The sequence below is a fragment of the Rhodospirillum rubrum ATCC 11170 genome (assembly GCF_000013085.1).
In the GTDB taxonomy this organism is placed as follows: domain Bacteria; phylum Pseudomonadota; class Alphaproteobacteria; order Rhodospirillales; family Rhodospirillaceae; genus Rhodospirillum; species Rhodospirillum rubrum.
This window is the reverse complement of record NC_007643.1, coordinates 3716733-3741540: the sequence shown is the minus strand read 5'-3', so window position 1 is coordinate 3741540 and position 24808 is coordinate 3716733. Positions and strand designations below refer to the sequence as shown.

General features: G+C 65.7%; 26 protein-coding genes and 1 tRNA gene. 18 read left to right on the top strand and 9 right to left on the bottom strand.

What is annotated here, in order from left to right; all coding sequences use genetic code 11:
* Positions 1 to 70 precede the first annotated feature (70 nt).
* The 6 genes from RRU_RS16750 (at position 71) to RRU_RS16725 (ending at position 3604) form a co-directional block, all read left to right on the top strand.
* A complete protein-coding gene (locus RRU_RS16750; protein WP_011390995.1) occupies positions 71 to 442 on the top strand; it encodes an AtpZ/AtpI family protein in 372 nt (123 codons plus the stop codon).
* On the top strand, positions 435 to 1160 hold the full coding sequence (locus RRU_RS16745) for a F0F1 ATP synthase subunit A (protein ID WP_011390994.1): 726 nt from the start codon (positions 435 to 437) through the stop codon (positions 1158 to 1160). Before RRU_RS16750 ends, RRU_RS16745 begins: the two co-directional genes overlap by 8 nt.
* Positions 1161 to 1260: 100 nt before the next feature.
* Entirely contained in the window at positions 1261 to 1488 is a 228-nt protein-coding gene (locus RRU_RS16740; protein ID WP_011390993.1) for a F0F1 ATP synthase subunit C, read from the top strand.
* A 217-nt stretch (positions 1489 to 1705) separates the two neighbouring features.
* On the top strand, positions 1706 to 2191 hold the full coding sequence (locus RRU_RS16735) for an ATP synthase subunit b 2 (RefSeq protein ID WP_011390992.1): 486 nt from the start codon (positions 1706 to 1708) through the stop codon (positions 2189 to 2191).
* Between the two features lie 5 nt (positions 2192 to 2196).
* Positions 2197 to 2745: a F0F1 ATP synthase subunit B gene (locus RRU_RS16730; protein WP_011390991.1), complete on the top strand. Its 549-nt coding sequence runs from the start codon at positions 2197 to 2199 to the stop codon at positions 2743 to 2745.
* A gap of 427 nt (positions 2746 to 3172) precedes the next feature.
* Complete coding sequence (locus RRU_RS16725; protein ID WP_014626543.1) at positions 3173 to 3604, top strand: helix-turn-helix domain-containing protein; 432 nt, start codon at positions 3173 to 3175, stop codon at positions 3602 to 3604.
* Between the two features lie 43 nt (positions 3605 to 3647).
* Here RRU_RS16725 and RRU_RS16720 read toward each other — a convergent pair whose 3' ends face one another.
* Positions 3648 to 4985, bottom strand: coding sequence for a globin-coupled sensor protein (locus tag RRU_RS16720; protein ID WP_011390989.1), 1338 nt, complete (start codon positions 4983 to 4985; stop codon positions 3648 to 3650).
* Positions 4986 to 5226: 241 nt separating this feature from the next.
* Here RRU_RS16720 and RRU_RS16715 point away from each other — a divergent pair, with 241 nt between their 5' ends.
* The 3 genes from RRU_RS16715 (at position 5227) to RRU_RS16705 (ending at position 6184) form a co-directional block, all read left to right on the top strand.
* Positions 5227 to 5490, top strand: coding sequence for a type II toxin-antitoxin system ParD family antitoxin (locus RRU_RS16715; protein ID WP_011390988.1), 264 nt, complete (start codon positions 5227 to 5229; stop codon positions 5488 to 5490).
* 2 nt (positions 5491 to 5492) lie between these two features.
* Entirely contained in the window at positions 5493 to 5783 is a 291-nt protein-coding gene (locus RRU_RS16710; protein ID WP_011390987.1) for a type II toxin-antitoxin system RelE/ParE family toxin, read from the top strand.
* Between the two features lie 167 nt (positions 5784 to 5950).
* Positions 5951 to 6184: an FmdB family zinc ribbon protein gene (locus tag RRU_RS16705; protein ID WP_014626541.1), complete on the top strand. Its 234-nt coding sequence runs from the start codon at positions 5951 to 5953 to the stop codon at positions 6182 to 6184.
* On the opposite strand, the gene RRU_RS16700 is transcribed toward RRU_RS16705, so the two are convergent.
* From RRU_RS16700 to RRU_RS16675, 6 genes are all read right to left on the bottom strand, one after another.
* Positions 6168 to 7553, bottom strand: a complete 1386-nt coding sequence (locus RRU_RS16700; protein ID WP_011390985.1) for an efflux transporter outer membrane subunit — start codon at positions 7551 to 7553, stop codon at positions 6168 to 6170. The genes RRU_RS16705 and RRU_RS16700 overlap by 17 nt on opposite strands.
* A gap of 12 nt (positions 7554 to 7565) precedes the next feature.
* A complete protein-coding gene (locus RRU_RS16695; protein ID WP_011390984.1) occupies positions 7566 to 9518 on the bottom strand; it encodes a MacB family efflux pump subunit in 1953 nt (650 codons plus the stop codon).
* 40 nt (positions 9519 to 9558) lie between these two features.
* Positions 9559 to 10734: an efflux RND transporter periplasmic adaptor subunit gene (locus RRU_RS16690; protein ID WP_011390983.1), complete on the bottom strand. Its 1176-nt coding sequence runs from the start codon at positions 10732 to 10734 to the stop codon at positions 9559 to 9561.
* 177 nt (positions 10735 to 10911) lie between these two features.
* Positions 10912 to 12177 carry a M16 family metallopeptidase gene (locus RRU_RS16685; RefSeq protein ID WP_011390982.1) on the bottom strand — a complete coding sequence of 422 codons (1266 nt, stop codon included), beginning with the start codon at positions 12175 to 12177 and terminating at the stop codon, positions 10912 to 10914.
* Positions 12174 to 13586, bottom strand: coding sequence for a threonine synthase (thrC, locus tag RRU_RS16680; RefSeq protein WP_011390981.1), 1413 nt, complete (start codon positions 13584 to 13586; stop codon positions 12174 to 12176). Before thrC ends, RRU_RS16685 begins: the two co-directional genes overlap by 4 nt.
* 79 nt (positions 13587 to 13665) lie before the next feature.
* Complete coding sequence (locus tag RRU_RS16675) at positions 13666 to 15204, bottom strand: carboxypeptidase M32 (RefSeq protein ID WP_011390980.1); 1539 nt, start codon at positions 15202 to 15204, stop codon at positions 13666 to 13668.
* A 77-nt stretch (positions 15205 to 15281) separates the two neighbouring features.
* Between RRU_RS16675 and elbB the strand changes: the two genes are divergently transcribed.
* The 9 genes from elbB to RRU_RS16630 all read left to right on the top strand — a co-directional run bounded on the left by elbB (position 15282) and on the right by RRU_RS16630 (position 22898).
* Positions 15282 to 15965: an isoprenoid biosynthesis glyoxalase ElbB gene (elbB, locus tag RRU_RS16670; RefSeq protein WP_011390979.1), complete on the top strand. Its 684-nt coding sequence runs from the start codon at positions 15282 to 15284 to the stop codon at positions 15963 to 15965.
* 138 nt (positions 15966 to 16103) lie between these two features.
* On the top strand, positions 16104 to 17888 hold the full coding sequence (locus RRU_RS16665; RefSeq protein ID WP_011390978.1) for a GGDEF domain-containing protein: 1785 nt from the start codon (positions 16104 to 16106) through the stop codon (positions 17886 to 17888).
* A gap of 136 nt (positions 17889 to 18024) precedes the next feature.
* The gene (locus RRU_RS16660; protein ID WP_011390977.1) at positions 18025 to 18699 is read left to right on the top strand and encodes a LuxR C-terminal-related transcriptional regulator; all 675 of its coding nucleotides are present in this window, start codon (positions 18025 to 18027) and stop codon (positions 18697 to 18699) included.
* Between the two features lie 130 nt (positions 18700 to 18829).
* Complete coding sequence (locus RRU_RS16655) at positions 18830 to 19294, top strand: type II toxin-antitoxin system RatA family toxin (protein ID WP_011390976.1); 465 nt, start codon at positions 18830 to 18832, stop codon at positions 19292 to 19294.
* Positions 19295 to 19639: 345 nt separating this feature from the next.
* Positions 19640 to 20404: a rhodoquinone biosynthesis methyltransferase RquA gene (gene rquA, locus RRU_RS16650; protein WP_011390975.1), complete on the top strand. Its 765-nt coding sequence runs from the start codon at positions 19640 to 19642 to the stop codon at positions 20402 to 20404.
* 277 nt (positions 20405 to 20681) lie between these two features.
* Complete coding sequence (gene fabI / locus RRU_RS16645; protein ID WP_011390974.1) at positions 20682 to 21455, top strand: enoyl-ACP reductase FabI; 774 nt, start codon at positions 20682 to 20684, stop codon at positions 21453 to 21455.
* A 95-nt stretch (positions 21456 to 21550) separates the two neighbouring features.
* Positions 21551 to 21624 (top strand) — tRNA-Gly (locus RRU_RS16640).
* A gap of 163 nt (positions 21625 to 21787) precedes the next feature.
* A complete protein-coding gene (locus tag RRU_RS16635; protein WP_011390973.1) occupies positions 21788 to 22174 on the top strand; it encodes an MbcA/ParS/Xre antitoxin family protein in 387 nt (128 codons plus the stop codon).
* On the top strand, positions 22146 to 22898 hold the full coding sequence (locus RRU_RS16630) for an RES family NAD+ phosphorylase (protein ID WP_042440237.1): 753 nt from the start codon (positions 22146 to 22148) through the stop codon (positions 22896 to 22898). The genes RRU_RS16635 and RRU_RS16630 overlap by 29 nt, the downstream gene beginning before the upstream one ends.
* 10 nt (positions 22899 to 22908) lie before the next feature.
* Here RRU_RS16630 and RRU_RS16625 read toward each other — a convergent pair whose 3' ends face one another.
* Together RRU_RS16625 and RRU_RS16620 are read right to left on the bottom strand one after the other, a co-directional pair.
* Positions 22909 to 23733: an ABC transporter ATP-binding protein gene (locus RRU_RS16625; RefSeq protein ID WP_011390971.1), complete on the bottom strand. Its 825-nt coding sequence runs from the start codon at positions 23731 to 23733 to the stop codon at positions 22909 to 22911.
* Positions 23730 to 24806: a FecCD family ABC transporter permease gene (locus RRU_RS16620; protein ID WP_011390970.1), complete on the bottom strand. Its 1077-nt coding sequence runs from the start codon at positions 24804 to 24806 to the stop codon at positions 23730 to 23732. Before RRU_RS16620 ends, RRU_RS16625 begins: the two co-directional genes overlap by 4 nt.
* Between the last annotated feature and the right edge of the window lie 2 nt (positions 24807 to 24808).

Below are 24808 nucleotides of genomic sequence, written 5' to 3'. Positions count from 1 at the left end.
CGCGTCTTGCGGGAGTCCCCGGCACTTCGCGGGGACGTTCGTGCCGCCTGGAAAAAGGGGCTGCCGCCGCATGACCGATCGTGATACTCCCCCCTCGCTGGAAGACATCTCCCGCCGCCTGACCGAGGCGAAGGGGGGTGCGGATGGCGCCGAGGCGGACGGAGCGGGGAGTTCCGGGCCGGCCCGGGCTTCCGGCCTGGGAATCGGTATGCGGATCAGCATCGAGCTGGTCACGACGATCGCGGTCGGCGGGGCGATCGGTTACGGGCTTGACTCGTGGCTGGGAACGTCGCCGCTGGCGATGGTTGTTTTCCTCGTTCTGGGGGGGGCGGCCGGGGTGATGAATGCCTATCGCGTGGTCAAGGGCCTGGATGATTCCGTGGGCCTGGGCCGGGCGATCGAGCGCAAAGAGAAAGCGGAAGGGAACAAAGACCGTGCATAGTCCGGTTGAACAGTTCGCGATCAAACCACTCGTCAGCATCCAGGTCGCGGGTGTCGACGTGTCCTTCACCAACTCTTCGCTGCTCATGCTCCTGACCGTTGGTCTGGCGGCCGCGTTCTTCTGGAACGCGACGGCGCGGCGCACCCTGATTCCGGGGCGCCTGCAGAGCGCGGCCGAGATGCTGTACGAATTCGTCGCCAATATGATCCGCGACAACGTGGGCAAGGAAGGGATGAAGTACTTTCCCTATATCCTGACCCTGTTCGTTTTCGTGTTTCTTGGCAATATGCTGGGCATGCTGCCTTATTCCTTCACGTTCACCAGCCATATCGCGGTTACCGCGGCGCTGGCCGTGGGAATCTTCATCGCCGTCACCATCATTGGTTTCGCCCGACACGGATTTCATTACTTTCGGATGTTCTTCCCGCATGGCGCCCCGCTGTTGACGGCGCCGCTGCTGATCCCGATCGAACTGATCTCCTATCTGTCGCGGCCCTTCAGCCTGTCGGTCCGACTGTTCGCCAACATGACCGTCGGCCACATCATGCTGAAGGTTCTGGCCGGTTTCGTGATAATGCTGGGTGTCGTCGGCGGTGTCGTGCCGTTCGCCGTCGTCCTTGGCGTGACCGTGCTCGAGTTCTTCATTGCCGCCTTGCAGGCCTATGTCTTCACCATCTTGACCTGCATCTATCTCAACGACGCCATCAACATGCACTAAAGGCCGATAGCGCCCCCGGCGCTGTCTTCCGAAATGCTGTCGGTGGCTGAGGCGAGCCCCTCACCCCTGTCCAACTTGGTTCTTTTGAAAGGGTAAACTCATGGACGCTGAAGCCGCGAAGATGATCGGCGCTGGTCTTGCCGCCATTGGCATGATTGGTTCGGGTATTGGCGTTGGCAACATCTGGGCCAACCTGATTGCCACCGTCGGCCGCAACCCGGCCGCCAAGAGCACCGTCGAGCTCTACGGCTGGATCGGCTTCGCCGTTACCGAAGCTATCGCCCTGTTCGCCTTGGTCGTGGCGCTGATCCTGCTGTTCGCCGCCTAAGTCGGCGCGTTCGCCGCAAGCGGTCGGGGCCGCGCGCCGGATCCCGGGGATTTCCCGGGAGCCTCCGGTGCGCGCCCGCCGCGCGTGGCAGTCTGCCTGTCTATCGTGGGCGTCCGGCCATCGACCCTCTCGCGGGGGGTGATGATGTTCCTTCCTTGGAAGGGACCGTCAAGGCCGGTTCGTCTGCGCCCTCGTATGCGACGCGGGAGCCCGTTCCATGCCTCAATTCGATCCTTCGTCCTTCCCTTCGCAGATCGTCTGGTTGGTGATCGCCCTTGTCGCGATGTATTTCGTGATGAGCCGGTTGGCCATTCCCCGTTTGGCCGAGGTGCTTGAACAGCGCCAGCGGCTGATCAACGACGACCTGAAGCAGGCCGAAGCCCTGAAGGCCGAGACCGAAGCCGCCATCGCCGCCTACGAAACGGCCCTGGCCGAAGCCCGGGCCCGTGCCCATGACGAAATCCGCGCCGTGACCGAGGCCGCCGCCAAGGCCGCCGAGGCGCGCAACGCCGAGGTCGCCAAGGCTCTCAACACCCGGATCAAGGACGGCGAGGCCCGCATCGTTCAGGCCCGCGACGAAGCCCTGACCCACGTGCGCGAAGTGGCCGGCGCGGTCGCCAGCGATATAGTCGGCAAGCTCGCCGGGCTGCGCGTCGACGATGCCGCGCTCACCGCCGCCGTCGCCGCCGCGATCAAGGAGTAAGGCCGATGATCTCCCTCGCTCTCGCCGCCGAGACCGCCGAGCACGGTGGGGAAGCCGCCAGCCACGGCGGCCTGTTCGCCGATCCGGCCTTCTGGGTCTCCATCGCCTTCCTGATGGTCGTCGGCTTTGTTTATATCAAGGCCAAGAACAAGATCCTTGGGGCCCTGGACGGTCGGGGTGCCGCGGTCAAGGCCAAGCTCGACGAGGCCCGCAAGCTGCGCGACGACGCCCAGGCGCTGCTGGCCGAGTACCAGCGCCGCCAGCGCGACGCGATGAAGGAAGCCGACGAGATCATTCGCCACGCCAAGGATGAGGCCGCCCGTCTGCGCGCCAAGGCCGAAGCCGATCTCGAGGCCTCGATCCGCCGCCGCGAACAGCAGGCCGTCGATCGCATCGCCCAGGCCGAGGCCCAGGCCCTGGCCCAGGTGCGCAACGAAGCCGTCGATGTCGCCGTCTCCGCCGCGCGCTCCTTGATGGCCGGGTCGCTGGCCAAGGCCGATCAGAACCGCCTGATCGACGCGGCGATCGCCGACCTGCCGGGCAAGCTGCACTAAGGCCAATCCCGGGGGCTGGTGATCCGGGTCCGACGACGAGTGGCTTCCCGATCAAGATGCTAAAGCGGCGTGTGGAGACCTTGGTCACCGCGCGCCGCTTTTGATTTTATCATCGCGCGGCCCAAGAAACCTGCTGCGCGGCGGTTCGATTCAGACGACCCCAGATCAGACGGCCCCGAACCTTTTCCCAACGGGACTTCGCCAAACCGCGGAGTCCCGTTTTTATTTGCCGGTGGGTAAAACTTACACCCATAGGTGGTGTTTATCGGAATATAAACCAGCACTCGACGGAGTGCTCGTTTCTCGGTATTTTTCAAGATTGTGAGAGGTAAGGTTGTAGCCCGCTTGGGGGAACAATCTGCGGCTCCGGCCGGTTGGATCACGCAAGCCTCCGGCTATTCCTCCAGTCATGAATGGTCGAGAAACGATGCCCGAGAGCGATACCCGCACCATCCATCATGTGGACGCCCATGTCGGTCAAAGGGTCCGTCAGCGTCGGACCGCCCTGATCCTTGACCAGGAAACCCTGGCGCGCCGAATCGGCGTCTCTTTCCAGCAAATCCAGAAATACGAACGCGGCCGCAACCGGATCAGCGCCAGCCGGCTCTATGACATCGCCAAGGCGCTGGCGGTTCCCATCGATTATTTTTTCAGTGATCTGGAGCGCGGCGATCCCCGGCATGACGGGGCTTTGGCCGAGGACATGGGGCGCTTGGCCCAAGGCGGGAGCGCCCCGCCCGATCCGTTGCGCCTGACCCAAAGCCTGGACCTGGCCCAGGCCTTTTGGGCGCTGCCCGATGACGGGATGCGCCAAAGCTTCATCGCCCTTCTCAAGGCGATGAGCTCCTTTGAGGATTAGAACAAATCCCGAGCGCTCCGACCCGGAGCGCGACGCTGAGTCGCTAACCGCGCTGGCGGATTCGCCCCAGGAAATCATCGACCTGGGTGGTTAGGCGCGCCGATTTGTGACCCAGGCCGTCGAGGCCGTCACGAAGCTGGCGCGCCGCGCCGCCGGTCTCTTCGGCCGCCTGGGTCACCGTGGTCATTCCCTTGGTGGCGAGGGCGCTGCTCTGCGCCACCTGTTGCACGCTGCGGGCGATTTCCTCGGTGGCGGCGCGCTGCTGATCGACGGCGGCGGCGATCGCCGCGGTGATCGCACTGACCTCGGTGATGGTGGCGCCGATGCCGCGAATGGCGCCGACCGCGCCCTGGGTGGCCTTCTGCACGGCGGCGATCTGGCCCGAGATTTCCTCGGTGGCCTTCGCCGTCTGATTTGCGAGGTTCTTGACTTCGCCGGCGACCACGGCGAAGCCGCGCCCGGCCTCGCCGGCCCGCGCCGCCTCGATGGTGGCGTTCAGCGCCAGAAGGTTGGTTTGGCTGGCGATCGAATTGATCAGCTTGACCACGTCGCCGATCTTTCGCGCCACCTCGGCCAGTCCCTGAACCAAGTGGTCGGTATCGCGCGCCGCCGTCACCGCCTCGCCCGAAATCCGCGTCGACTGGCCGACCTGACGGCCGATCTCGATGATCGAGGCGCTGAGTTGCTCGGTGGCGGCGGCCACGGTCTGGGCATTGGCCCCGGCCTCGTCGCCGGCCGTCAGGGCGGTGAGCGCCTGGGCTTGGGTCTGGTCGGCGACGGCGGTCATCGTTCTGGCCGTGTCTTGAACCTCGGCGATCGAGGCGGCGACCGCCTTGACCATATCGGAAACCTGCGCCTCGAAGGCGTCGGCCTGTCGGTTGAGTTCGCTTGCCGCCGCCCCTTCCGCCGCCGCCACGTAAACGGCGGTGAACAGGTCGAGATCGAAGAAGACCGCCCGCGTCAGCACCGAGATCGCCTTGCTCAGCCGCTCGGGTTTGCGGCGATAAGCCGGGGTGATCCCCTCGATCAGGCCATCGAGGATCGCCATGAAGAACACGAAGTACCAGCGCAGGGCCAACCCCGATTTCTGGCGTCCTTGGGCCAATAAGATGGCATTGGCGAATTGGGAGTCGGTGGGCTCGGGCGACAGCACGTCTTCAAGCCAATGCTGACGCTGCACCCGCTTGGCTTGGGCGATGTCCACCCCGTCAAAGGCGCGGCGCGAGTCGGGATAGCGCTGCATGCGGTCATAGGCGCCATCAAGGGCCCGGTCGATGCAGGCGGCGGCCAGGGGCTGAATTTCACGAAGCAGCGAGCGGGCTTCGGCGTTAAGGCCCAGAGCATCGATCCGCTCTTCCTTATGGAACTCAATATCGATCACAGTACACGTTCCTCATTTTGCTTGCGTCATTGGCCAACGGACCCCGGAGTTTGGGGAATTAAAGCTTGTTTGCAAACCGAGGTACCACCGCTAAGCGCCGATTCGCAAGGGTCTCGACTCCGCGGCGCCGAGGATCGGGTTCCCGCTTTCTCATGACGATCGGACCGAGGGGGAAGGGGCTGGATCGATGGTGAAAGCACCATAAGTATGCCAACGTATGCTTCCCGATTGGAGTGCCCCCATGCCCGCCGTCGAACGAATGACCATCACAATGCCCAAGGACCTGGCCGAGGCGTTGCGCCAGACGGTCGCGGGCGGAGAATACGCATCGACCAGCGAGGTCGTTCGCGAGGCCTTGCGCGACTGGATGGGGCGTCGCGACGCGCAACGCCCTGACCTGGAAACCGTGCGGGCGGCGATCAAGGCGGGGCTGGATAGCGGCCCGGGCATCCCGGCCGATCAGGTGTTCGCCGAGTTGCGCGCGCGCTATGCCGCCAAGTCCTGACCGTGCCGCGCTTGGTCATTCTGCCCGCCGCCCGGCTGGATCTCATCGAAATCGGCGACTTCATCGCGCTGGACAATCCGGAGCGCGCGGCATCGTTTGTGGCCGAAATTGAAGCTCGGATGATCCAGGCGGCAGACCGTCCCGCCAGCTTCCCAACGCGTGACGAGTTGCACGAGGGCCTGCGCTCGGCGCGGCATGGGCGGTACCTGATCTTCTTTATCGAAGACGGGGACGAGGTGCGGGTTGTTCGCGTGTTACACGGCGCGAGGGATTTTCAGCGTATCATGGGCTAAGGATTGAGAGCGGCGGGCGGAAAAGGGAACACCGGTTTTCGGCGCCATCGCCGCCCTAGGCCTTGAGTCTTGGCCGAAGGGGCCTGAAGCCGACTTTCGCTCTGTGGCGCAGCGCGAATGCCCGCAATTTTATGCGTTACTGTTCTTTTTTTCAGGAGATGTCGGAGATGCCGCTTTATTCCTACCATTGCCCGGCGTGTAACGCGGAGTTCGAGGTTTTGCTCGGCCTGTCGGAGACGGCGGTTTGCCCGCAGTGCGGGGCGACCGAGCCCGAACGTCTGCTCGGGCGGACGGCGGCGCCGTCCACCTCGTCGGGCAAGCTTGCCAAGTTCCGCCAGCAGGCCGCCCGCGAGGGGCATTTCAGCAATTACTCCAAGTCGGAGATCAAGGGGAAGCTGTAGGTTCGCGCCAGCCGCTGCCCAGGGCCTTGACCAGATCGATCGCCGACTGGAAGCGGTCCCCCCGGGCCTGGGCCAGGGAATCGCGCGAGGACAGAACGGTTTGCTGGGCGGTGAGCACGGCCAGGAAATCGCCGTCGCCCACCTGATACTGGGTGCGGGCGATGCGCAGCGCCTCGGTCGATTGGACCACCGCCTCGGCCAGGGCCACCTCGCGCCGCGCCCCGGTGTCTTCGGTCACCAGGGCGTCCTCGGCCTCCTTTAAGGCCGTCAGCACCGTGGTGCGATAAGTGGCGGCCAGTTCGGCCCAGCGCTGGCGGGCGACTTCCAGATCGGCCTCGCGCTTGCCGGCATCGAAGATGGTGCCCAACAGGTTGCCGGCCAGCGACCCCGCCGTTGTCGTTCCGCCGCTCAAGGCGCCGCTTAGCGAGGCGCTGGCCGACAGGGTCAGGGTGGGAAAGAAGGCGGAGCGGGCGGCGCCGATATCGGCATTGGCGGCGATCAGGGTGGCCTCGGCCTCGCGGATATCGGGGCGGCGTTCGAGAAGGTCGGAGGGTTGGCCGGGCGCGATGGCCGGCAAGGCCAGGGCGTTCAGCCCCGGGGCCTGGATGCGGAAGCCCTGGGGGGCGCGGCCCAACAGCACGGCGAGGGAGGTCTGCGCCGCCGCCAGATCGGCTTCCAACTGCGGCAGGCTGGCCTCGATCCCGGCGACGGTCGAGCGTTGCTGGGCCTGTTCGAGCGGCGCTTGCGATCCGATGCTCACCTGGGTTTCGATCAGCGCCAGGATTTCGCGGGCCGTCGCCAGATTTTCCCGGGCGATCGCCAGCCGGTCCTTGGCGGCCAGGGCGGTGACATAGGCGGTGGCCACCTCGCCCTGGATGGACAGCGCCAGGGCGTCGCGGGCCAGGGCCTGGGACTGGGCGGTCGCCTCGGCCGACAGCACGCTGGCGCGGGTCTTGCCAAACAGATCGACCTCCCACGACAGATCGCCGCCGACATCATAGGTGGTCTTTTCGGTGGCGGCGGCGGTGCGCGCCGTGTTGTGCAAGCTGCGGTTGGCATTGCTGCTGGCGCTGAGCGTCGGGAACCAGCCGGCGCGGGTTCCCGCCAGACTGGCCCGGGCCTGGGCCACGCGGCGGAAGGCGGCTTCCAGATCCTGATTGCCGGTCATCGCGTCGCTCATCAGCGCGGAAAGCTCGGGCGAGCCGAAGCGCCGCCACCATGTGGCATCGGCCAACGGCGTGGCGGCGGGCGCCGGAGCGGCATCGCCGAAGGCCGCCGGCATGGCAAGCGCTGGCCGCTCGCTGTCGGGAACCAGCGAGCAGCCGCCCAGAAAAAGGGCCAGGGCGGCGGGGAAAACGGCGGGACGCATGGCAAGGGTCCTCTATTCGGCGGACAGGGCGACGACGGGATCAAGGCGGGCGGCCTTGCGGGCGGGCAGATAGCCAAACAGCAGTCCGGTCAGAAAGGCGCAGCAGAAGGCGACGATCGGCGGTCCCGGGGTGAAGCGCACCGGCAGGCCGAATTCGGCGACGGCCAGCGCCGCCCCCAGCCCCAGGCCGACGCCGGCTAGACCGCCGACGCCGCAGACGGCGACGGCCTCGGTGTTGAATTGCAGCAAGATATCGCTGGCCCGCGCCCCCGTCGCCAGACGGATGCCGATCTCGCGGGTGCGCTCGGTCACGCTGACCAGCATGATGTTCATCACGCCGATGCCGCCGACCAGCAGCGAGATCAAGGCGACGGCGCCGAGCAGCAGGGTCAGGCTGTTCTGGGTCTTTTCCACCATTTCGAGCAAGGATTGGGTATTGCGCACCTGGAAATCGACCTTGCCGTGGCGGGCCTGAAGCAGGGATTCGATGGCGGCTTGGCTTTCGTCGATGGTGGTCGCGTCTTCGACCCGGGCGGTCAGCGAACTGAGATAGCGCCCGCCGGAAACCCGGGCGAAGGCGGTGGTCAGCGGGATTAGCACGATATCGTCCTGGTCCTGGCCAAAGGGCGTGGCGCCCTTGGCTTCGAGAACGCCGATGACCAGGAAGGGAACGTTGCGCACCAGGAAATAGGACCCGACCGGGTCTTCTTCGCCGGGAAACAGGTTCTTGGCCACCGTCTGGCCCAGCACGGCGACGGGGGCCGAGGCTTGGAGGTCGGTGGCGTCGAAAAAGCTGCCCCAGGCCATCGGCCAGTCCTTGGCCGCCGCATAGGCCGGCCAGGTGCCATTGATGGTGGTGCGGTAATCAATGCCCTCGCGGCGCACCGTGATGCCCGAAGCCATGCGTTCGGGCGCCACCGCCGCCATGCCGGCAAGCTGGGCCACGGCCTCGGCGTCAGTGGGGGTCAACGACACATCGGTGCCGCTTGGCCGGATGCCCGGCGCGCCCGGACGCACCAGCAACAGATTGGTGCCCATCGACTGGATGCGGGTCAGCACGTCTTGTTTGCTGCCTTCGCCGATCGCCATCATGGTGACGACGGCGGCGACGCCGATGACCACGCCAAGCAGGGTCAGGGCGGTGCGGAAGATATTGGCCCGCAGGCTGCGCCCGGCCATTTTCAAGGCCTCGCCGAAGCTGGCGGCCATGCCCAGATAGGCCGCCCCGCCGGGCGGCCGGCCGAGCGGGCGGTCGCTGCCCACGGGGGCCGGCCGGCCGCTGTCCTCAACCACCCGGCCGTCTTGCAAGGCGATCACCCGCTCGGCCCGCGCCGCCACGTCGCGGTCGTGGGTGATCAGAATGACCGTCCGCCCCTCGGTGTGCAGGGCTTCAAGCAGGGCGAGGACATCGCGGCCGCTGGCGCTGTCCAAGGCGCCGGTCGGCTCGTCGGCCAGGATCACCCGGGGATCGTTCATCAGCGCCCGGGCGATCGAGACCCTTTGCTGCTGGCCGCCCGAAAGCTGATTGGGAAAGTGACCGCTGCGCGCCCCCATCCCCAAGCGATCAAGCAACGCATGGGCGCGTTCCAGGCGCTGGTGGCGGGGCTGGCCGGCATAGACGGCGGGCATTTCGACGTTCTCGGCCGCCGAGGCCCCGGCAAGCAGATTATAGCGCTGGAAGACGAAGCCGAAGGTATCGCGGCGCAGGCCGGCCAGGGCGACGGGATCAAGGCTGGCGACATCGATGCCGCCCAGGCGGTAGAGGCCGCCGGTCGGGCGGTCGAGGCAGCCGAGGATGCTCATCAACGTGGATTTGCCCGAGCCCGACTGGCCGATGATGGCGACGAATTCGCCTTCGTGAATGGTCAGGGAAACCCGGTCAAGGGCGCGGACCGGAACCTCGCTCGAATCGAAAACCCGTTCCAGATCGATCAACTCGATCAGCGGCGGGGGGGTGTCGGCCATGGGGCGACCTTTCTGAAAGGCGGGGTCTGAAAGGTGGGATCTAAAGCATCGGCGGCGGCTTGAAGCCGCCGGCGGTGGCGCCCGGGGTGGCGCGCGGCAGCACCACCTTGTCGCCAACCGCCAGCCCGTCGACCACCTGGGCCAGGGCGCGATTGACGACGCCGGTGGTCACGGTGCGCTGTTCCAGGCCGCCCGGGCCCTGCACGCTGGCCGTCCAGGTGCCGGCCGTCGCCGTCGGCGTCAAGGCTGCCAGCGGCACCACCGGCACGTTCTCGGCCCGGTCCTTGAGGAAAAAGACCTGGGCGGTCATGTCGGTCATCAGCGCGCCATCGGGATTGGCCACATCCATCAGCACGTTATAAAGCACCACGTCGTTGTCGGTGACCGGGGTCGGCTCGATCAGCCGCACGGTGCCCTGCCAGCGCCGTCCGCCGCCGCCCAGGGTGGTGAAATAGCCCGGCATGCCGGGTTTGATCGCGGTGATATCGGCCTCGGCGACCTCGGCCTTGACGGTCATGGTGTCGAGATCGGCGATGCGCATCAGATCGGGGGCCGATTGCACCGAGTTCAGGGTTTGCCCCTCGACCACGGCGATCGACACAATGGTGCCGCTCATCGTCGCATAGACCTGGGTGTAATCAAGATCGGCCTGATCGGCGTCAAGCTCGGCCAGGGCCTGTTCGATCTGGGCATCGATCGATTCGATCGCCGCCTGATCGACAAGAACGGTGGTCCGGGCCGAATCCAGGGAATCCTGGCTGGTCGCCTTGGCCTGGAACAGCCGTTCGGTGCGGGCGCGTTGCTGGCGCGACAGCCCAAGCTGGGCCTCGGCCTTTCGGCGGTCGGCGTGCAGCTTGGCCAAAGCCGCCTTGTCGGTGCGCACCCGGGCTTCATAGGTGCGGGGATCGATGACGGTCAGCAGATCGCCCTTTTCCACCCGGTCGCCGATGACGACGGGCAGATGGGAGACCTTGCCCGAGACCTGGGCGCCGACATCGACATAGGTTTTGGGCTGGAGCGAGCCGACGGCGGTGATGGCGTTTTCGACGCTGCCCAACTCGACGGTCTGCTGGCGCGGCGGTGGCGCCTTGTCGCCATTGGCGCCGAACCAGCCGAGTGCCCAGGCGCCGAGAGCGCAGGCGGCGAGAAGGCCAAGGATCAGAACAAGGGTACGGCGGGAAGGCCGGCGCGGCCGGGAAGCGGGGGGTGGGGGCATGGGCTATCCGTTGGTGGGGGGTCCGCGGTCGGGATCCGTCCTACCCAGATAGAATGCCCCAGTCCGTCTCGCCACTCCATGGGCGGGGAATTACAAATCGGTAAGCGGGGAGGAAACGGCGCTCGGGCCATTTCCTCCCCGCCTTTCCATCACGGCTTCAGGCGGGCGACGATCTTGTCACGGCTTCAGGCGGGCGACGATCTTATCGTAGTCCTCGACCCCGGCCAAAGGTCCGATCGCCGCCAGGGTGGGGGGGCGGGTAAAGATCCGTCGGGCGCAGGCGGCGACTTGATCGATGGTGACGCCATCAAGCTTGGCCACCACCTCGTCGATGCCGATCGGCCGGCCATAGACCTGGATCTGGCGGGCCATCTGCTCGCAGCGCGACGAGGTGCTTTCCAGGGCCATCAGGATGCTGGCCTTGAGCTGGGCGCGGGCGCGGGCCACCTCGACCTCGGTCAGGCTATCGGCCAGCCGGGCGGTCTCGTCGCACAACACCGGGATCAGCTCGGCGGCTTCCTTCTCGCTGGTTCCGGCGTAGATGGCGTAAAGCCCGGTATCCTGATAGCTCGACGAGAAGCTGTAGATCGAATAGGCCAGCCCCCGGTTCTCGCGGATTTCCTGGAACAGCCGCGACGACATGCCGCCGCCGTGCAGGGTGGAGAGCACGCTGGCGGCGTAATAATCGTCATCGCCGTGGCAGATGCCCTCGAATCCCAGAACGATGTGGACCTGTTCAAGGTCGCGTTCCTCGCGGAAAACGCCACCGGCATAGCGACCGGGTTCCTCGGCGGGAATCCCCCGGCCGGGCAGGGCCGAGAAGTGCTCGGTGACCTTGGCGACGAAGGCGTCGTGATCGATGCGGCCAGCGGCGGCGACCACCGTGCGCTCGGGCGCGTAATGGGCGCGCATATAGCCGTCGACGATCTCGCGGGTCAGGCCGCGCACCACCTTTTCGGTGCCCAGCACCGGCCGGCCCAGTGCCTGATCGGGGAAGGCGGTTTCCTGGAAATGATCGAAGATGATGTCATCGGGCGTATCGATCGCCTGATAGATCTCCTGAACCACCACCTCGCGCTCGCGGCCCAGCTCGGTCGGATCGAAGGTCGAATGTTGAAGGATGTCGCCCAGGATATCGAGCGCCACGTCTTCGTCCTCGCGCAGCACGCGGGCGTAATAGGCGGTGTTCTCGCGGCTGGTATAGGCGTTGAGATGGCCGCCGACCGCTTCGATCTCTTCGGCGATCTGGCGGGCGCTGCGCTTGCGCGTGCCCTTGAAGGCCATGTGTTCGAGCAGATGGGACACGCCGTTGACGGCGGGGGCCTCGTGGCGGGTGCCGGTGGCGACCCAGGCACCAAGGGTTAGGCTTTCCACCGAGGGTACGAAATCGGTGGCGACGGTCAACCCGCCGGGCAGGCGGGTGACACGGACGGACTGGCTCATGCGGATGCTCCAGGGACCCGCGAGAGGCTGCGCACCAGCGCTTTCACCGCCTCGGGGTCGTTGGCGACCTCGGCCCGGCGTTCGGGTCGGGTCAAAAGGTCGGAAAGCGCGCCGGGCAGGGCCGGGCGCTGGCCGGTGGCTTGTTCAACCACATCGGCGAATTTGGCCGGATGGGCGGTGGCCAGGGCGACCATCGGAGTGCCGGTGTCGCGGTGGCCGGCTTCGCGCCCGGCGATGACGCCGATGACGCTATGGGGATCAAGGATCATGCCGGTGGCGGCGTAAAGTTCGGCGATGGCGCGCAAGGTGGCGTCGTTATCAACCCGGAAGCCGCGGAACAGCCCAAGAAGCTCCTGATGAAGGGCGCTATCAAGGGTATAGCCGCCGGTCAGGGCGAATTGGGCCATCAGCCGCTCGACCTCGGCGCTGTCGCGGTCGACCACCTCGAACAGCAGGCGCTCAAAGTTGCTCGACACCTGGATGTCCATCGACGGGCTGTGGGTCTGAACCACGCCGCGCGACTGCATGGTGCCGGTTTCCAGGAAGCGGGTCAGGATGTCGTTGCTGTTGGAGCCGACCACCAGACGGTCGATCGGCAGGCCCATGCGCTTGGCGCAATAGCCCGCCAGCACATTGCCGAAATTGCCGGTGGGCACGCTGAAGCCAAGCGAGCGGTCGGGCGCGCCAAGCTGCAGGGCGGCCCAGAAGTAATAAACCGTCTGGGCCATGATCCGCGCCCAGTTGATGGAATTGACCGCCGCCAGATTGACCTCGGAGCGGAAGGCGGGGTCGTTGAACAGCGCCTTCACCAGGGCCTGACAATCATCGAAGGTGCCTTCGACCTCGATGGCATGGACGTTGGAGCTGGTCACCGTCGTCATCTGGCGGCGCTGGACCTCCGAGACCCGGCCCTTGGGCAGCAAGATGATGACATCGACCGCCTCGCGGTCGCGGCAGGCCTCGATGGCGGCGCTGCCCGTATCGCCACTGGTCGCGCCGACAACGGTGATGCGGCTGCCGCGCCGGGTGAGGATCAGGTCGAACAGGCCGCCGACGACCTGCAGGGCGTAATCCTTGAAGGCCAGGGTCGGACCGTGGAACAGCTCCATCACCCAGTCGTGGGCGCCGATCTGCACCAGCGGGGCGACGGCGGGATGGGAAAAGCCGGCATAGGCCTGTTCGACCACCTCGGTCAATTCGTCATCGGTGACGGCGGCGCCCATGAAGGGGCCCATCACCCGCACCGCCAACTCCTGATAGGTCAGCGCGCGCATGTCCCGGATATCGTCTTCGGAGAAACTGGGCCAGGTCTGCGGGACATAAAGCCCCCCGTCACTGGCCAGCCCGGCCAGCAGGACATCATCAAAGGACAGGACCGGGGCCTGACCCCGTGTGCTTACATATCTCACCTGTTCGGACTCCAGCACGGGTGGCGGGAAAGCGCGCTCGCCGGCGGGACAGTAATGCCCCGTTCCCCGGCGGGCAAGCTTAGCGGTCTTCCAGATAACGCCGCGTCAGATGCGCTTTGAACACACTGGCGTCGAGCGGTCGGCCGGTGGCTTCGCGCAGCAGGGCGTCGGTCGACAGCAGGCATCCCTTGGCGTGGATATGCGTGCGCAGCCAGCCGAGCAGCGGGGTGAAATCACCCCGGCCGATCGCCGGCCCGATATCGGGAACCGCCCGGCTCGCCGCGTCAAACACCTGGGCGGCGGTCATCGCTCCCAGCGTATAGGTGGGGAAATACCCCCAGGCGCCATCATACCAATGGATATCTTGCAGGCAGCCCAGGCGGTCGTTAGGCGGGCGCACGCCCAGCAGCCGTTCCATGGCGTCGTTCCAGGCCGTCGGCAGATCGCCCAGCGCCATCCGTCCTTCGATCAGGGCCTTTTCCAGGCGATAGCGGACGATGACATGGGCGGGATAGGTCACCTCGTCGGCATCGACGCGGATGAAGCCGGGCTCGACCCGGGTGAAATGGCGATACAGGCTGTCGGCCCGCCACGCCTCACCCTCGCCGCCGAAGGCCGCCTTCCAGGCCGGGGCGCAATGGCTGATGAAGGCGCGCGAGCGCCCGGCCTGCATTTCGAAAAGCAGCGACTGGCTTTCATGAACACTCATCCCCCGCGCCCGGCCGACGGGCTGGGACAGGCGGTCGCGCGGCAGGCCCTGTTCATACAGCGCATGGCCGGTTTCGTGGATCACCCCCATCAGGGCGCTGGTGAAATCGGCTTCGTCATAGCGCGTGGTCAGCCGCAGATCCTGGGGCGAGCCGCCGCAAAACGGATGGAGCGAGACATCCAGGCGGCCGTGGTCGAAATCAAAGCCCAGGCTTTCCATCGTCGCCCGGCCGACCGCCTGTTGGGTGGGAATCGGGAAGGGACCGGCGGGCGCCTCGGCGGCCGCTCCCTGGCGCTCGATCACCCGGCCGAGGAAATCGGGCAGGAAGGCCTCCAGATCATCGAAGATCCCATCGATGCGGGCCGAGGAGCCGCCGGGCTCGTATTGATCGAGCAGGGCGTCATAGGGGGCGACGCCCAGGGCCTCGGCCTTGGCGGCCGCCGAGTCGCGCACCAGACCAAGCAATTGGCCGAGCGGGCCTTCGACCAGGGCGAAATCGCCCAGTGGCCGGGCCTCGCGCCAGACCCGCTCGCAGGCGTTGCCGGCCCGCGACAGGGCTTCGACCAGATCGCCGGGCAGGGCCATGGCATGGGCATGGATGCGGGTGATCTCGGCCAGATTGGCCAGCCGCCACGCCCCGTCCTCGGCGCTTTCGGCTTCGGCCAGCGGATCGGCCAGGGCGATCATCTCGGCGGTGTCGGGCGCGGTCAGCAGGTCGTGGTGGAGACCGGCCAGGGTGGCGAGCTGATCGGCGCGGCTTGACGCCCCGCCAGCGGGCATCACCGCCGACTGATCCCAATGGAGGAAGGCGATCGAGTCTTCGATGGCCCTCAGCCGGGCGAAGCGGCGTTCCAGGGCGGCATAGGCGGTGGACGGAGAGACGGCGGCTGGGGAACTGCGGGTTGGCATGGCGATGTCCGGGTCCTAACCTGGAGTGAGAACGGAGCGAGAGACCCGTCCCACCCGGAATATGGAGAGGAACGACTATGACAGACAAGCCCAGGTTCGCGGTGCTGCTTTCGGGCTGCGGCGTGTTTGATGGCGCGGAAATCCACGAAAGCGTTCTGACCTTGCTGGCGATCGACCGCCAGGGCGGGGTGGCGCGCTGTTTCGCGCCCGATCGGCCGCAGTATCACGTGATCGACCACCGCAGCGGCCAGCCCACCGGCGAAACCCGCAATGTGCTGTGCGAATCGGCGCGCATCGCCCGCGGCGCCATCGACGATCTGGCCGATTTCGACCCGGCGGCGTTTGATGCCCTGATTTTGCCCGGCGGCTTTGGAGCGGCGAAAAATCTGTGTAGCTTCGCCATCGACGGCGCCGACTGCGCGGTCGATCCCACCGTCGAGCGCGCCTTGCGGGCGGCGCGGGCGGCCGGATTGGCGATCGGCGCCCTGTGCATCGCCCCGGTCGTTCTGGCCCGGGTGTTTGGCGAAGGCGTCCTGACTATCGGCTCGGATGCGGCGACGGCGGAGGCGATCACGGCCTTGGGGGCGCACCACCAAAAGGCGACGCACGCCGAGGTGGTTGTTGACCGTGCCTTACGGCTTGTCTCTTCGCCGTGCTACATGCTTGATGCCAGCATCAGCCAAATCGCCGAGGGCGCGGAGAACACGGTCAAGGCCTTGATCGCGCTGATCGGCACCAACGGGCAGGCGAACCAAGGCTGAACCCTATCCTTTTGGCGCAACCAAAAGGCGTGAATTATTTGTTTCTTTGTGGATCGGAGGTTGACGATTCACCGCCGCCGTCGGCTATCGTATCGACGTCCGCCGTGCCGGGCATGGCGGGGGTGAAGAGGATGGCGCATGACCGTTCAAGCATCTTGCGTTGCCGATCTGTCTTCCCTGGGCCGTGACGTCGCTCTTGATCCGGTGATCAGCCTGCGCAGTGGCCGGGTCATCGGCTATCAGGCGGTGGCCGGTCCGCCCCCAGGGGGGCGCGAGGAAGACGATCTTCTTCTGCGCGAGGCGATCGAGGCGGCGGTCTGGTCGTCGGCCATCGCCTTGTTCGCCGCCGTATCGGCCGGGCGCGACCAGCGCCTGTTTCTTGGCCTTGATTTCGGTCTTGTCGTGCGCTGGCCCGATATGGCGGCGCGGCTGGCCATGCTTCTTGATGCCCATGGCGTCGATCGCCGGGTGATCACGCTCAGCCTGTCCGAGCGCCGGTCGATCCTTGATTTGGGCGGCGGGTCTGGCGAGCGGGCGCTGGACCGGGTGGCCGGAGCGGTGGTGCAGATGCGCGGCGCTGTCGGCTCGATCGCCCTGGATGGCTTTGGCGGCGGTCATGCCGGCTTGGCGTTGTTGGCCGCGGTGAAGCCCGATTATGTCGTGCTTGATCCCTATTTCGTCTCGACCCAGGCGATCGACCAGACGCGGCGGTTGTTTCTGGGGCATCTGGTCGACGTGGCCCATTTGCTGGGCGCCCAGGTGATCGCCCCCCAGGTCGAGCATCTCGCCGATTATCATGCCTGCCGCGACGCCGGCTGCGATCTGGTGCGCGGGCCGGTGCTGGCCAAGCCCGACCGTGACCCCCGGCGCCTGCCCGAAGTCTATCCCCAGGTCGCCGCCCTCAATGCCACCAGCCAGCGCCGAGGCCGTGGCGACCAACATCTGGTGGCCGCCCAGATGGACGAAATCGATCCCTTGATGATTTCGACAAAGATGGCCGATGTGTTCGAGCGCTTTCGCCGCCAGAAGGATCGCACGTTCTTTCCGGTGGTCGACGAGCGCGGCGAACCGCTGGGCATCGTCCGCGAGGTCGATCTCAAGGAATACACCTATTCGCTCTATGGCAAGGATCTGATCGGCAACAAAGCCCTGGGCCGCACCCTGAGCGCCTTTCTCACGCGCTGTCCGCGCGTTGACATCGATACCCGGGCCGAAAAGATCCTGGAGGCTTTTTCCACGACTCCCTCCAGCGACGGGCTGATCATCACCCAGGATGGCCGGTATCGGGGGTTTTTGACGGCGGCTTCGCTGTTGCGGGTCATCAACGACAAGAACCTTGAGGTCGCCCGCGATCAGAATCCGCTGACCCGTCTGCCGGGGAACACGGTGATCAACACCGAATTGGGTGAAATCCTGGCCGATGATCGCCAGGGGGCCAGTCTGGTCTATCTGGATTTCGACCATTTCAAGCCGTTCAACGACAAATACGGCTTCCGCCAGGGCGATCGGGCGATCTTGCTGTTTGCCGATCTGCTGCGCAGCCAATTGGCCGAGGCCGGGTTCTTCATCGGTCATGTCGGCGGCGACGACTTTTTCGCCGCTCTGCGCGAAGGGGTGCCGGCGGCGGTGACGGCGCGCATCCGCGCCCTGATCGACAAGTTCGCCGCCGATGTCACGGCCTTCTACGACGACGAGACCCGCCAAGCCGGCTGTGTGCTGGCGCGCGATCGCGACGGGATCGAACGCCGCCTGCCGCTGCTTTCGGTCAGCGCCGCGCTGGTCCATCTCGCCCCCGGTCATGCCATCGGCGATCTTGATCGCATCGGCGGCGTGATCGCCCGCCTGAAAAAGGCCGCCAAGCAATCGCCCTGTCATCTGGCCGAAACGGTGGCTGGACCGGATATCCTGGTCGAAGAGCTTTAAGACCTAAGTCTCGGACTGGTTCCGCCCTCTGACTTTTGGCATACTTGCTCCCAGCGCGCCCGGGCAAGCGATATCGGGCGGGGTCTGGACCGGGTCGCCGCCTGTTGTCCGCGACCGCTGTGGCGGAGTCTGCCCTTTGAAAATCCTGATCGCCGACGACCACGAATTGTTCCGCGATGGCTTGCGGCTTGTTCTGTCCAGCCTTGATCCGGCCCTTGAGGTCGTCGAGGCCTGTACCTATGACGAGGCGCTGCGTCTGGTTTCGACCAATGGCGACGGGGCCGAGGCCTTCACCCTGATCCTGGTCGATCTGGTCATGCCCGGATTGCCGTGGAGCGAAGGCCTGCAGGCGCTGCGGTTGGCGGCACCCGAAACGCCGGTGGTGGTGCTTTCGGCCAGCGAGGACCGCAAGCTGGTGCGCGACGCCGTGCGGCTGGGCGCCTCGGGCTTCATTCCCAAGACATCAAGCAGCCGGGTGATGATCAGCGCCCTCAAGCTGGTTTTATCGGGCGGCATGTATCTGCCGGCCGCCTTGCTTGACGATGAGGTCATCGTTGAACCGGTGGCGGTTCAAGCGCCCGCGGGCGGGGCCGGCGGACCGACTGGTCCCACCGCCTCACGGTTGACTCCGCGACAGGGCGAGGTGTTGCGGTTGCTGGGACAGGGCAAGTCGAACAAGGAAATTGCCCGCGTGCTTGACCTGTCGGAAGGAACGGTCAAACTTCACGTGACGGCCATTCTCAAGGCCCTTGGCGTCAATAACCGGACCGGCGCGGTGATCGCCGCCCAACGCCTGGGGCTGACCGGCTAGATTACATCCCCTCCCCCTGGCGATCCCGACCGGGGGGCGGCGATGATTTACTCCCCTAATCAAGATCTTGGAACGGGAGGGCCCGTTCTTTTCATTCCCCTTTTTTCAAGCCCGGGACGATCGCCAATCGATGAGTGTTCACCACGCCGAGCGCTTCCTGCCCTTTAGCGACCTTCAGATGTTCACCTTGGTCGCCGATGTCGAACGCTATCCCCAGTTCGTGCCGTGGTGGATCGCCGCCCGGGTCATCGACTCCCGACCGGCTCCGGCCGGCGACGGGCCCGATGCCAAGATCTATCGCACCGATCAGGTGATCGGCATGGGGCCGGTGCGCCTGCGCTTCACCTCGCGCACGCTGCTGGTGTCGCCCCGGCGGATCTCGGTGGCGTCGCAAGGCGGCGGGCCGGTGCGCGATTTGTCCCTCGACTGGTGGTTCGACGCCCAACCGGGCGGTTGCCTGACCCGGCTGGACATGACGCTTGATCTGGGTTCGCGCAGCCTGGAGAACCTGCTGGCGGGCATGAGTTCCGAGGCGGCGGTGAAACTGGTCGACGCTTTCGAGCGGCGGGCCCATGCGCTTTATCAGGGCGGCTAGCGATGGCGGACCGCCGCCGGGGGACGGATTTTTCCGGTGGCCCAGAGACTGAAATTCTTCTAAATAGTGTTCGCTCCGCTTTCCCCGGGGTGCTGTAACGGTTCAGGGGCGCTAAGAGCAGGAGCCTCACAGTCTTTGAGGATATTCTAGACACGCAAATAAACTTGGGTAATATAATCTGTTGCGCTGTTTCTTTGAATTGATATAAAGAGCAGTATCCTCGCTTTTCGGGGGCGGACGTTTCCCTTTTCGGCCCGCCGCTGTATGATCTGGTTGACACTCGTTACGTCGGATGACCAAGTGCTTCCCGCCCCGTTTGGATTTCCCCTCCGGAGAAAGTTGTGGATGACTAAGCACCAAGGTGCGGTCCGCCCTGTCGGTCCCGAAGAGAGCGCCTTTCCCGCCTCGCAGTCCTTTTCGGAAACCGGTCCGGTGGTCGCTGATCCCATCAAACCGCTGCCCGCGTATTTGCAAGAGACCTATACCTGGGCCTATCTCGATCCCCGCAATGTCGAATGGCTTGACCACGAAATCGTGGTCAATGCGATCCTGTGGGGAAACATGACCCGCCTGATGGCCACGGCGTTCAAGGAATTTGAACCCGGCCAAGAGGTTCTGCAGCCCGCCTGCGTTTATGGACCGTTCTCGCGTCATCTCGCCGAGCGCCTTGGTCCGGAGGGTTATCTGGAAGTCCACGACGTGGCGCCGGTGCAGATCCACCATACCCGCCGCAAGGTCGAAGGTCTGCCCCAGGTCACCCTGCGCCGGGCCGATGCCGCCGATCCGCTTGATCGCGATTTCGACGGGGTGTGTTGCTTCTTCCTGCTTCATGAAGTGCCCGACCATGTGAAGTCCAAGATCGTGGACAACATGCTTTCGGCGGTGCGGCCGGGCGGCAAGGTGGTGTTCGTCGATTATCACCGCTACGCGGCGCTGCATCCGCTGCGCCCGATCATGGCTTTCGTGTTCCGCACCCTGGAGCCTTTCGCCTGGGGCCTGTGTACGCGCGAAATCAGCGACTTCGCCAGCGATGCCGGGTCGTTCACCTGGCGCAAGGAAACCTACTTCGGGGGGCTTTATCAGAAAGTCGTCGCGGAGCGACGCGCTTAAAAGAGATCGCGGAGCGACGCGCCTAAAGAAGATCGCGGAGCGACGCGCTTAAACAAGATCGCGGGGCCTTTGGCTCCGTGAGCCGCCCCGGCCGAAGCGGCCGGGGGAAGGATGGGGGCGACAGGGACGCTAAGGTCCCGGCCCAGCGGCGAAAAAAGCCGCTTGATCCCCCTCAAAACACCCGAACCCAGTCCTTATATTGCGTTGCAGCAATCCCTTTTCCGACGGTGGGCGGCAAGGGGGCTTGCCGTTTTCCACTTTGCAAGGGATCGCATCTATGGACACTCCATTCAGCCTGCGGGGCAAGAAGGGGCTGGTCGTGGGCATCGCCAACGACCAGAGCATCGCCTTTGGCTGTGCGCGCTATTTCAAGAAGATGGGCGCCGATATCGCCGTCACCTATCTGAACGAAAAGGCCAAGCCCTATGTCGAGCCTTTGGCTGGGGATCTGGACGCCTTGCTGCTTGGTCCCTGCGACGTGCGCGAATCCGGCCAGCTCAAGGGCGTTTTCGATCGCATCGCCGAGGAGTGGGGCCAACTGGATTTCTTCCTGCATTCGATCGCCTTCGCCCCCAAGGAAGACCTGCACGCCCCGGTCATCGATTGTTCGCGCGAAGGCTTCTCGCTGGCGATGGATGTCTCGTGCCATTCTTTCGTGCGCATGGCCAAATACGCCGAGCCGCTGATGAAAAACGGCGGCTCGATGCTGACCGTCACCTTCTATGGCGGGTTGAAGGTGGTCGAGCATTACAACATGATGGGACCGGTCAAGGCGGCGCTTGAGGGGGTGACGCGCTATCTGGCCGCCGATCTCGGTCCCAAGGGGATCCGCGTCAACGCCATTTCGCCGGGGCCTTTGCGCACGCGGGCGGCTTCGGGCCTCGATCGCTTCGACGAACTGCTGGAAGCCGCGGCCAAGCGCGCCCCCCAGCACCAGTTGGTGACCATCGATGATTGCGGGGCGCTGGCCGCCTTCCTGGTTGGCGATGGCGCCAAGGCGATGACCGGGGCGACCTATTTCGTCGACGGCGGCTATAACATCATGGGCTGAGGCCAAGCCGGTCGTGGCGGGGAGGCGGCGCGCGCCGTCTCCCTTGCCGAGGCCCTTGCCAAACGCCCGCGTCTCGCTTATATCCCTTGGCCGACGCGGGTGTAGTTCAATGGTAGAACATCAGCTTCCCAAGCTGAATACGAGGGTTCGATTCCCTTCACCCGCTCCAAAATTCCCCAAGCCCCTCAAAAGCCGATTTCGCCCGCCGGACCCCTCGAACGAGGCGCGCCGCCGTTTGCGTTCGAGGGGCGATTGCCGCGTCTTGACGTCAGTCCCCGCCAAAGCCACTCTCTATAGAAAGAATGGGTGACATAACATTCGGGAGAAAGCCGATGACTGGTCCGCGTCCCCTGGCGGAACCCGACGCCCATGCCGCCGGGCTGGTCCTCTCCAAGGCCACCGTGCGCGCATCGGATCATTTCGGTCTGACCAATGCCGGTCTGGCCCAGATCATCGGCCTGTCGGAAGCTTCGGTGTCGCGGATGCGCGCGGGCCAGTATGTGCTGCGTCGCGGCCGCAAGGAATTCGAGTTGGCGCAGTTTTTTGTCCGCATTTTCCGCAGCCTCGACGCCATCACCGGCGGCGATGATGGTTCCAGCCGGTCCTGGTTGAACGCCGAGAACCACGCTTTGCGGGCCCGCCCCGTTGATCTGATGAAAACCGTAAGAGGATTGGTGGCGACGGCGGATTATGTGGACTCCCGACGCGCTGTCCTCTGAAGTCCGGCCCTATCGTCAGGATGTCTGGCGGGTGGTCGAGGCGCAGTCGCGGGCTTCGACCATGCGACTGGTCGACAGCCTTGAAGAGCAGCGCCTTCTTGAAGACCTGATTGACGAGGTGAAGCCACCCGTTCCCCCCTCGTGCCGTCAGTTCCATTATCTTCTGTCAACGCCGTTTCGCTATGGTCCCTATCCAACGGGATCGCGGTTTCGCCGAGCCGGTCAGCAAGACGGGGTGTTCTACGCCAGCGAGAGCGTCGAGACCGCTATCGCCGAACTGGCGTTTTACCGCCTGCTGTTCTTCGTCGAATCCCCCGGAACGGACTTGCCCGCGCGTCCCACGGACCATATGGCGTTCAGCGTTCCCTGCGTTGCGGACCGGCTTATCGACTTGACGCTTCCCCCCTTGGCTCAGGATGAGGCGAAATGGGTTAACCGGCTGGATTACACGGCCTGCCAGGATTTGGCCGACATCGCCCGATCGGCAAGGATTGAGGCCATTCGCTATCGATCGGTCCGTGATCCCGATGGCGGCTGCAATCTTGGCGTCCTGACGCCGGCGGCTCTTGGGGCGACCAAACCCCAGCGGCTCGAGACTTGGCGCCTTTTCATCCGCCCAACTGGCATTCAGGTGGCAAGAGAGTTTCCCAGGGCCGAACGGGAATTCACCTGCGCCGACTTCGGCGCCGATCCCCGCCTCGACCCCTTCTGGATCCGTCCTTAGCCCGCTCCGCTTATCCTCGCGGACCGAGGCTTTCGACCGGATCGTCGCCGGGCAGGCAGGTGCGGGCCTCGGGGCGGCCGGGGAGGGGGGTGGGGGCAAGGCGGCAGGACACGCCATAGGTCTCACGCAAGAAGGCGGCGCTCACCACCTCGGTGGGAGCGCCGACGGCCAGCCGGCCATCGCGGCCAAGGGCGGCCACCCGGGTGGCGTGGTGCAGGGCGTGGTTGGGATCGTGGGTGGTCATCACCACCGCCAGCCCGGAGTCTTCGACCAGCTTACGGATATGGCCGAGCACGCGCAGTTGATTGCCGAAATCCAGATTGGCGGTCGGTTCGTCCATGATCAGCAGGGAAGGGCTTTGCGCCAGCGCCCGGGCGATCAGCACCAACTGGCGCTCGCCGCCGCTGATTTCGGTATAGGGCTCCTCGGCCAGATGACGGGCGCCCAGCAGGTCGAGGGCCTGGGTGGCGATCAGCCGATCGGCGCGCGAGGGGGCGGCGAAGGCCCCCATATGGGCGACCCGTCCCAGAACCACCACATCGGACACGCTGAAGGGAAAGGGCGGCACATGGGCCTGGGGCACATAGCCGACCACGGCGGCGAAGCGCTTGGCCGTCCACCCCGCCACATCCCGGCCGTTCAGGCGGATCTCGCCGCCAAGGCGGGGCAGCAGCCGCAACAGGGTTTTAAACAGCGTGGTCTTGCCGATGCCATTGGGACCGAGCAGGCAAAGCAGGTCCCCCGCCGCCAGGGTGAACCCGATCCCCCCCAGCACCCGGCGACCGCGATAGCCGCAGGCCAGATCCGTAACGGCGAGCAAAGGCGGTGGGCTCATCGCCATCCCCGCCGCGCCCCGGGAAGCAGCGCCAGGAACAAGGGCGCGCCGATCAGGGCGGTCAGGATGCCAAGCGGGATTTCGGTCGGCCCCAGGCTGCGCGCCAGATCATCGACACCAAGCAGGAAGGCTCCCCCCAACAGCGCGCAGGCTGGCAGCAGCACGGCGTGATTGGGGCCAAGCAGCATGCGCGTCATATGGGGCACCACCAGCCCGACCAAACCGATGATGCCGGCGATGGCGACGGCCGCGGCGGTCATCAAGGTGGCGGCGACGATGGCCGCCAGTCGGACGCGGCCGACATCGATGCCAAGCGCCCGGGCTTCGTCATCGCCGAAGGCCAGGGCGTTCAACCGCCAGCGCAGCAGGCAGGCCAGCCCCACCCCGCAGCCGATCGGCGGAGCGGCGAGCGCGATATCGTCCAAGGTGATCGCCGACAGGCTGCCCATCAGCCAGAAGGTGATGGCCGGCAGGGTGTTATCGGGATCGGCCAGGGTTTTAATCAGGCCGATGAATGCCGAAAACACCGTGCCGACGATCAGCCCGGTCAACACCATCATCAAGGGGCCGTCGCCGGCACCGCCACGGCCTTTGGCGATCAAGCAGGTCAGTCCGACGGCGGCCAGTCCGCCAAGGAAGGCCAGACCCTGGATGGCCGGGCCGCCAAGCCCCAGCAAAAGGCCGGCGGCGGCGGCGCACCCAGCCCCCGCCGCCGCGCCCAGCAGATCGGGCGAGACCAGCGGATTGCGGAATAATCCCTGAAAGGTTGCCCCCGAGGTGGCCAGGGCGGCGCCGACCAGAAGCGCCCCCAGGATGCGTGGCAGGCGGATGGCCATCACCACCACCTCGTCCTCGGGCGTCCAAGACAGGCTCAGGGCCTGGGCAAGGCCGGGAAGCGCCCGGCTGGCCAGAATCGCCAGAACCTTGCCCGGGGCGACGCCATAGGGGCCGATGGCGAAGGAGATCAGGGTGAGGGTGACGACCAGACAGAGGGCCCCGCCCAGGGCCGTTCGCGGGATCGCCCGGCCAAGACGAAAGGGACGGGACAGCGGCGGGTGAAGACCTTTGGGCATCA

Bases quoted from the DNA above. Each gene is read 5' to 3' on its own strand.
- RRU_RS16665 (WP_011390978.1), top strand. From the start codon at position 16,104: ATGACCGTTCAAGCATCTTGCGTTGCCGATCTGTCTTCCCTGGGCCGT.
- RRU_RS16625 (WP_011390971.1), bottom strand. From the start codon at position 23,733: ATGAGCCCACCGCCTTTGCTCGCCGTTACGGATCTGGCCTGCGGCTAT.
- fabI (WP_011390974.1), top strand. From the start codon at position 20,682: ATGGACACTCCATTCAGCCTGCGGGGCAAGAAGGGGCTGGTCGTGGGC.
- RRU_RS16635 (WP_011390973.1), top strand. From the start codon at position 21,788: ATGACTGGTCCGCGTCCCCTGGCGGAACCCGACGCCCATGCCGCCGGG.
- RRU_RS16725 (WP_014626543.1), top strand. From the start codon at position 3,173: ATGCCCGAGAGCGATACCCGCACCATCCATCATGTGGACGCCCATGTC.
- RRU_RS16655 (WP_011390976.1), top strand. From the start codon at position 18,830: ATGAGTGTTCACCACGCCGAGCGCTTCCTGCCCTTTAGCGACCTTCAG.
- RRU_RS16630 (WP_042440237.1), top strand. From the start codon at position 22,146: ATGTGGACTCCCGACGCGCTGTCCTCTGAAGTCCGGCCCTATCGTCAG.
- elbB (WP_011390979.1), top strand. From the start codon at position 15,282: ATGACAGACAAGCCCAGGTTCGCGGTGCTGCTTTCGGGCTGCGGCGTG.
- RRU_RS16675 (WP_011390980.1), bottom strand. From the start codon at position 15,204: ATGCCAACCCGCAGTTCCCCAGCCGCCGTCTCTCCGTCCACCGCCTAT.
- RRU_RS16715 (WP_011390988.1), top strand. From the start codon at position 5,227: ATGCCCGCCGTCGAACGAATGACCATCACAATGCCCAAGGACCTGGCC.
- RRU_RS16685 (WP_011390982.1), bottom strand. From the start codon at position 12,177: ATGAGCCAGTCCGTCCGTGTCACCCGCCTGCCCGGCGGGTTGACCGTC.
- RRU_RS16620 (WP_011390970.1), bottom strand. From the start codon at position 24,806: ATGCCCAAAGGTCTTCACCCGCCGCTGTCCCGTCCCTTTCGTCTTGGC.
- rquA (WP_011390975.1), top strand. From the start codon at position 19,640: ATGACTAAGCACCAAGGTGCGGTCCGCCCTGTCGGTCCCGAAGAGAGC.
- RRU_RS16730 (WP_011390991.1), top strand. From the start codon at position 2,197: ATGATCTCCCTCGCTCTCGCCGCCGAGACCGCCGAGCACGGTGGGGAA.
- RRU_RS16750 (WP_011390995.1), top strand. From the start codon at position 71: ATGACCGATCGTGATACTCCCCCCTCGCTGGAAGACATCTCCCGCCGC.
- RRU_RS16735 (WP_011390992.1), top strand. From the start codon at position 1,706: ATGCCTCAATTCGATCCTTCGTCCTTCCCTTCGCAGATCGTCTGGTTG.
- RRU_RS16695 (WP_011390984.1), bottom strand. From the start codon at position 9,518: ATGGCCGACACCCCCCCGCCGCTGATCGAGTTGATCGATCTGGAACGG.
- RRU_RS16690 (WP_011390983.1), bottom strand. From the start codon at position 10,734: ATGCCCCCACCCCCCGCTTCCCGGCCGCGCCGGCCTTCCCGCCGTACC.
- RRU_RS16740 (WP_011390993.1), top strand. From the start codon at position 1,261: ATGGACGCTGAAGCCGCGAAGATGATCGGCGCTGGTCTTGCCGCCATT.
- RRU_RS16705 (WP_014626541.1), top strand. From the start codon at position 5,951: ATGCCGCTTTATTCCTACCATTGCCCGGCGTGTAACGCGGAGTTCGAG.
- RRU_RS16700 (WP_011390985.1), bottom strand. From the start codon at position 7,553: ATGCGTCCCGCCGTTTTCCCCGCCGCCCTGGCCCTTTTTCTGGGCGGC.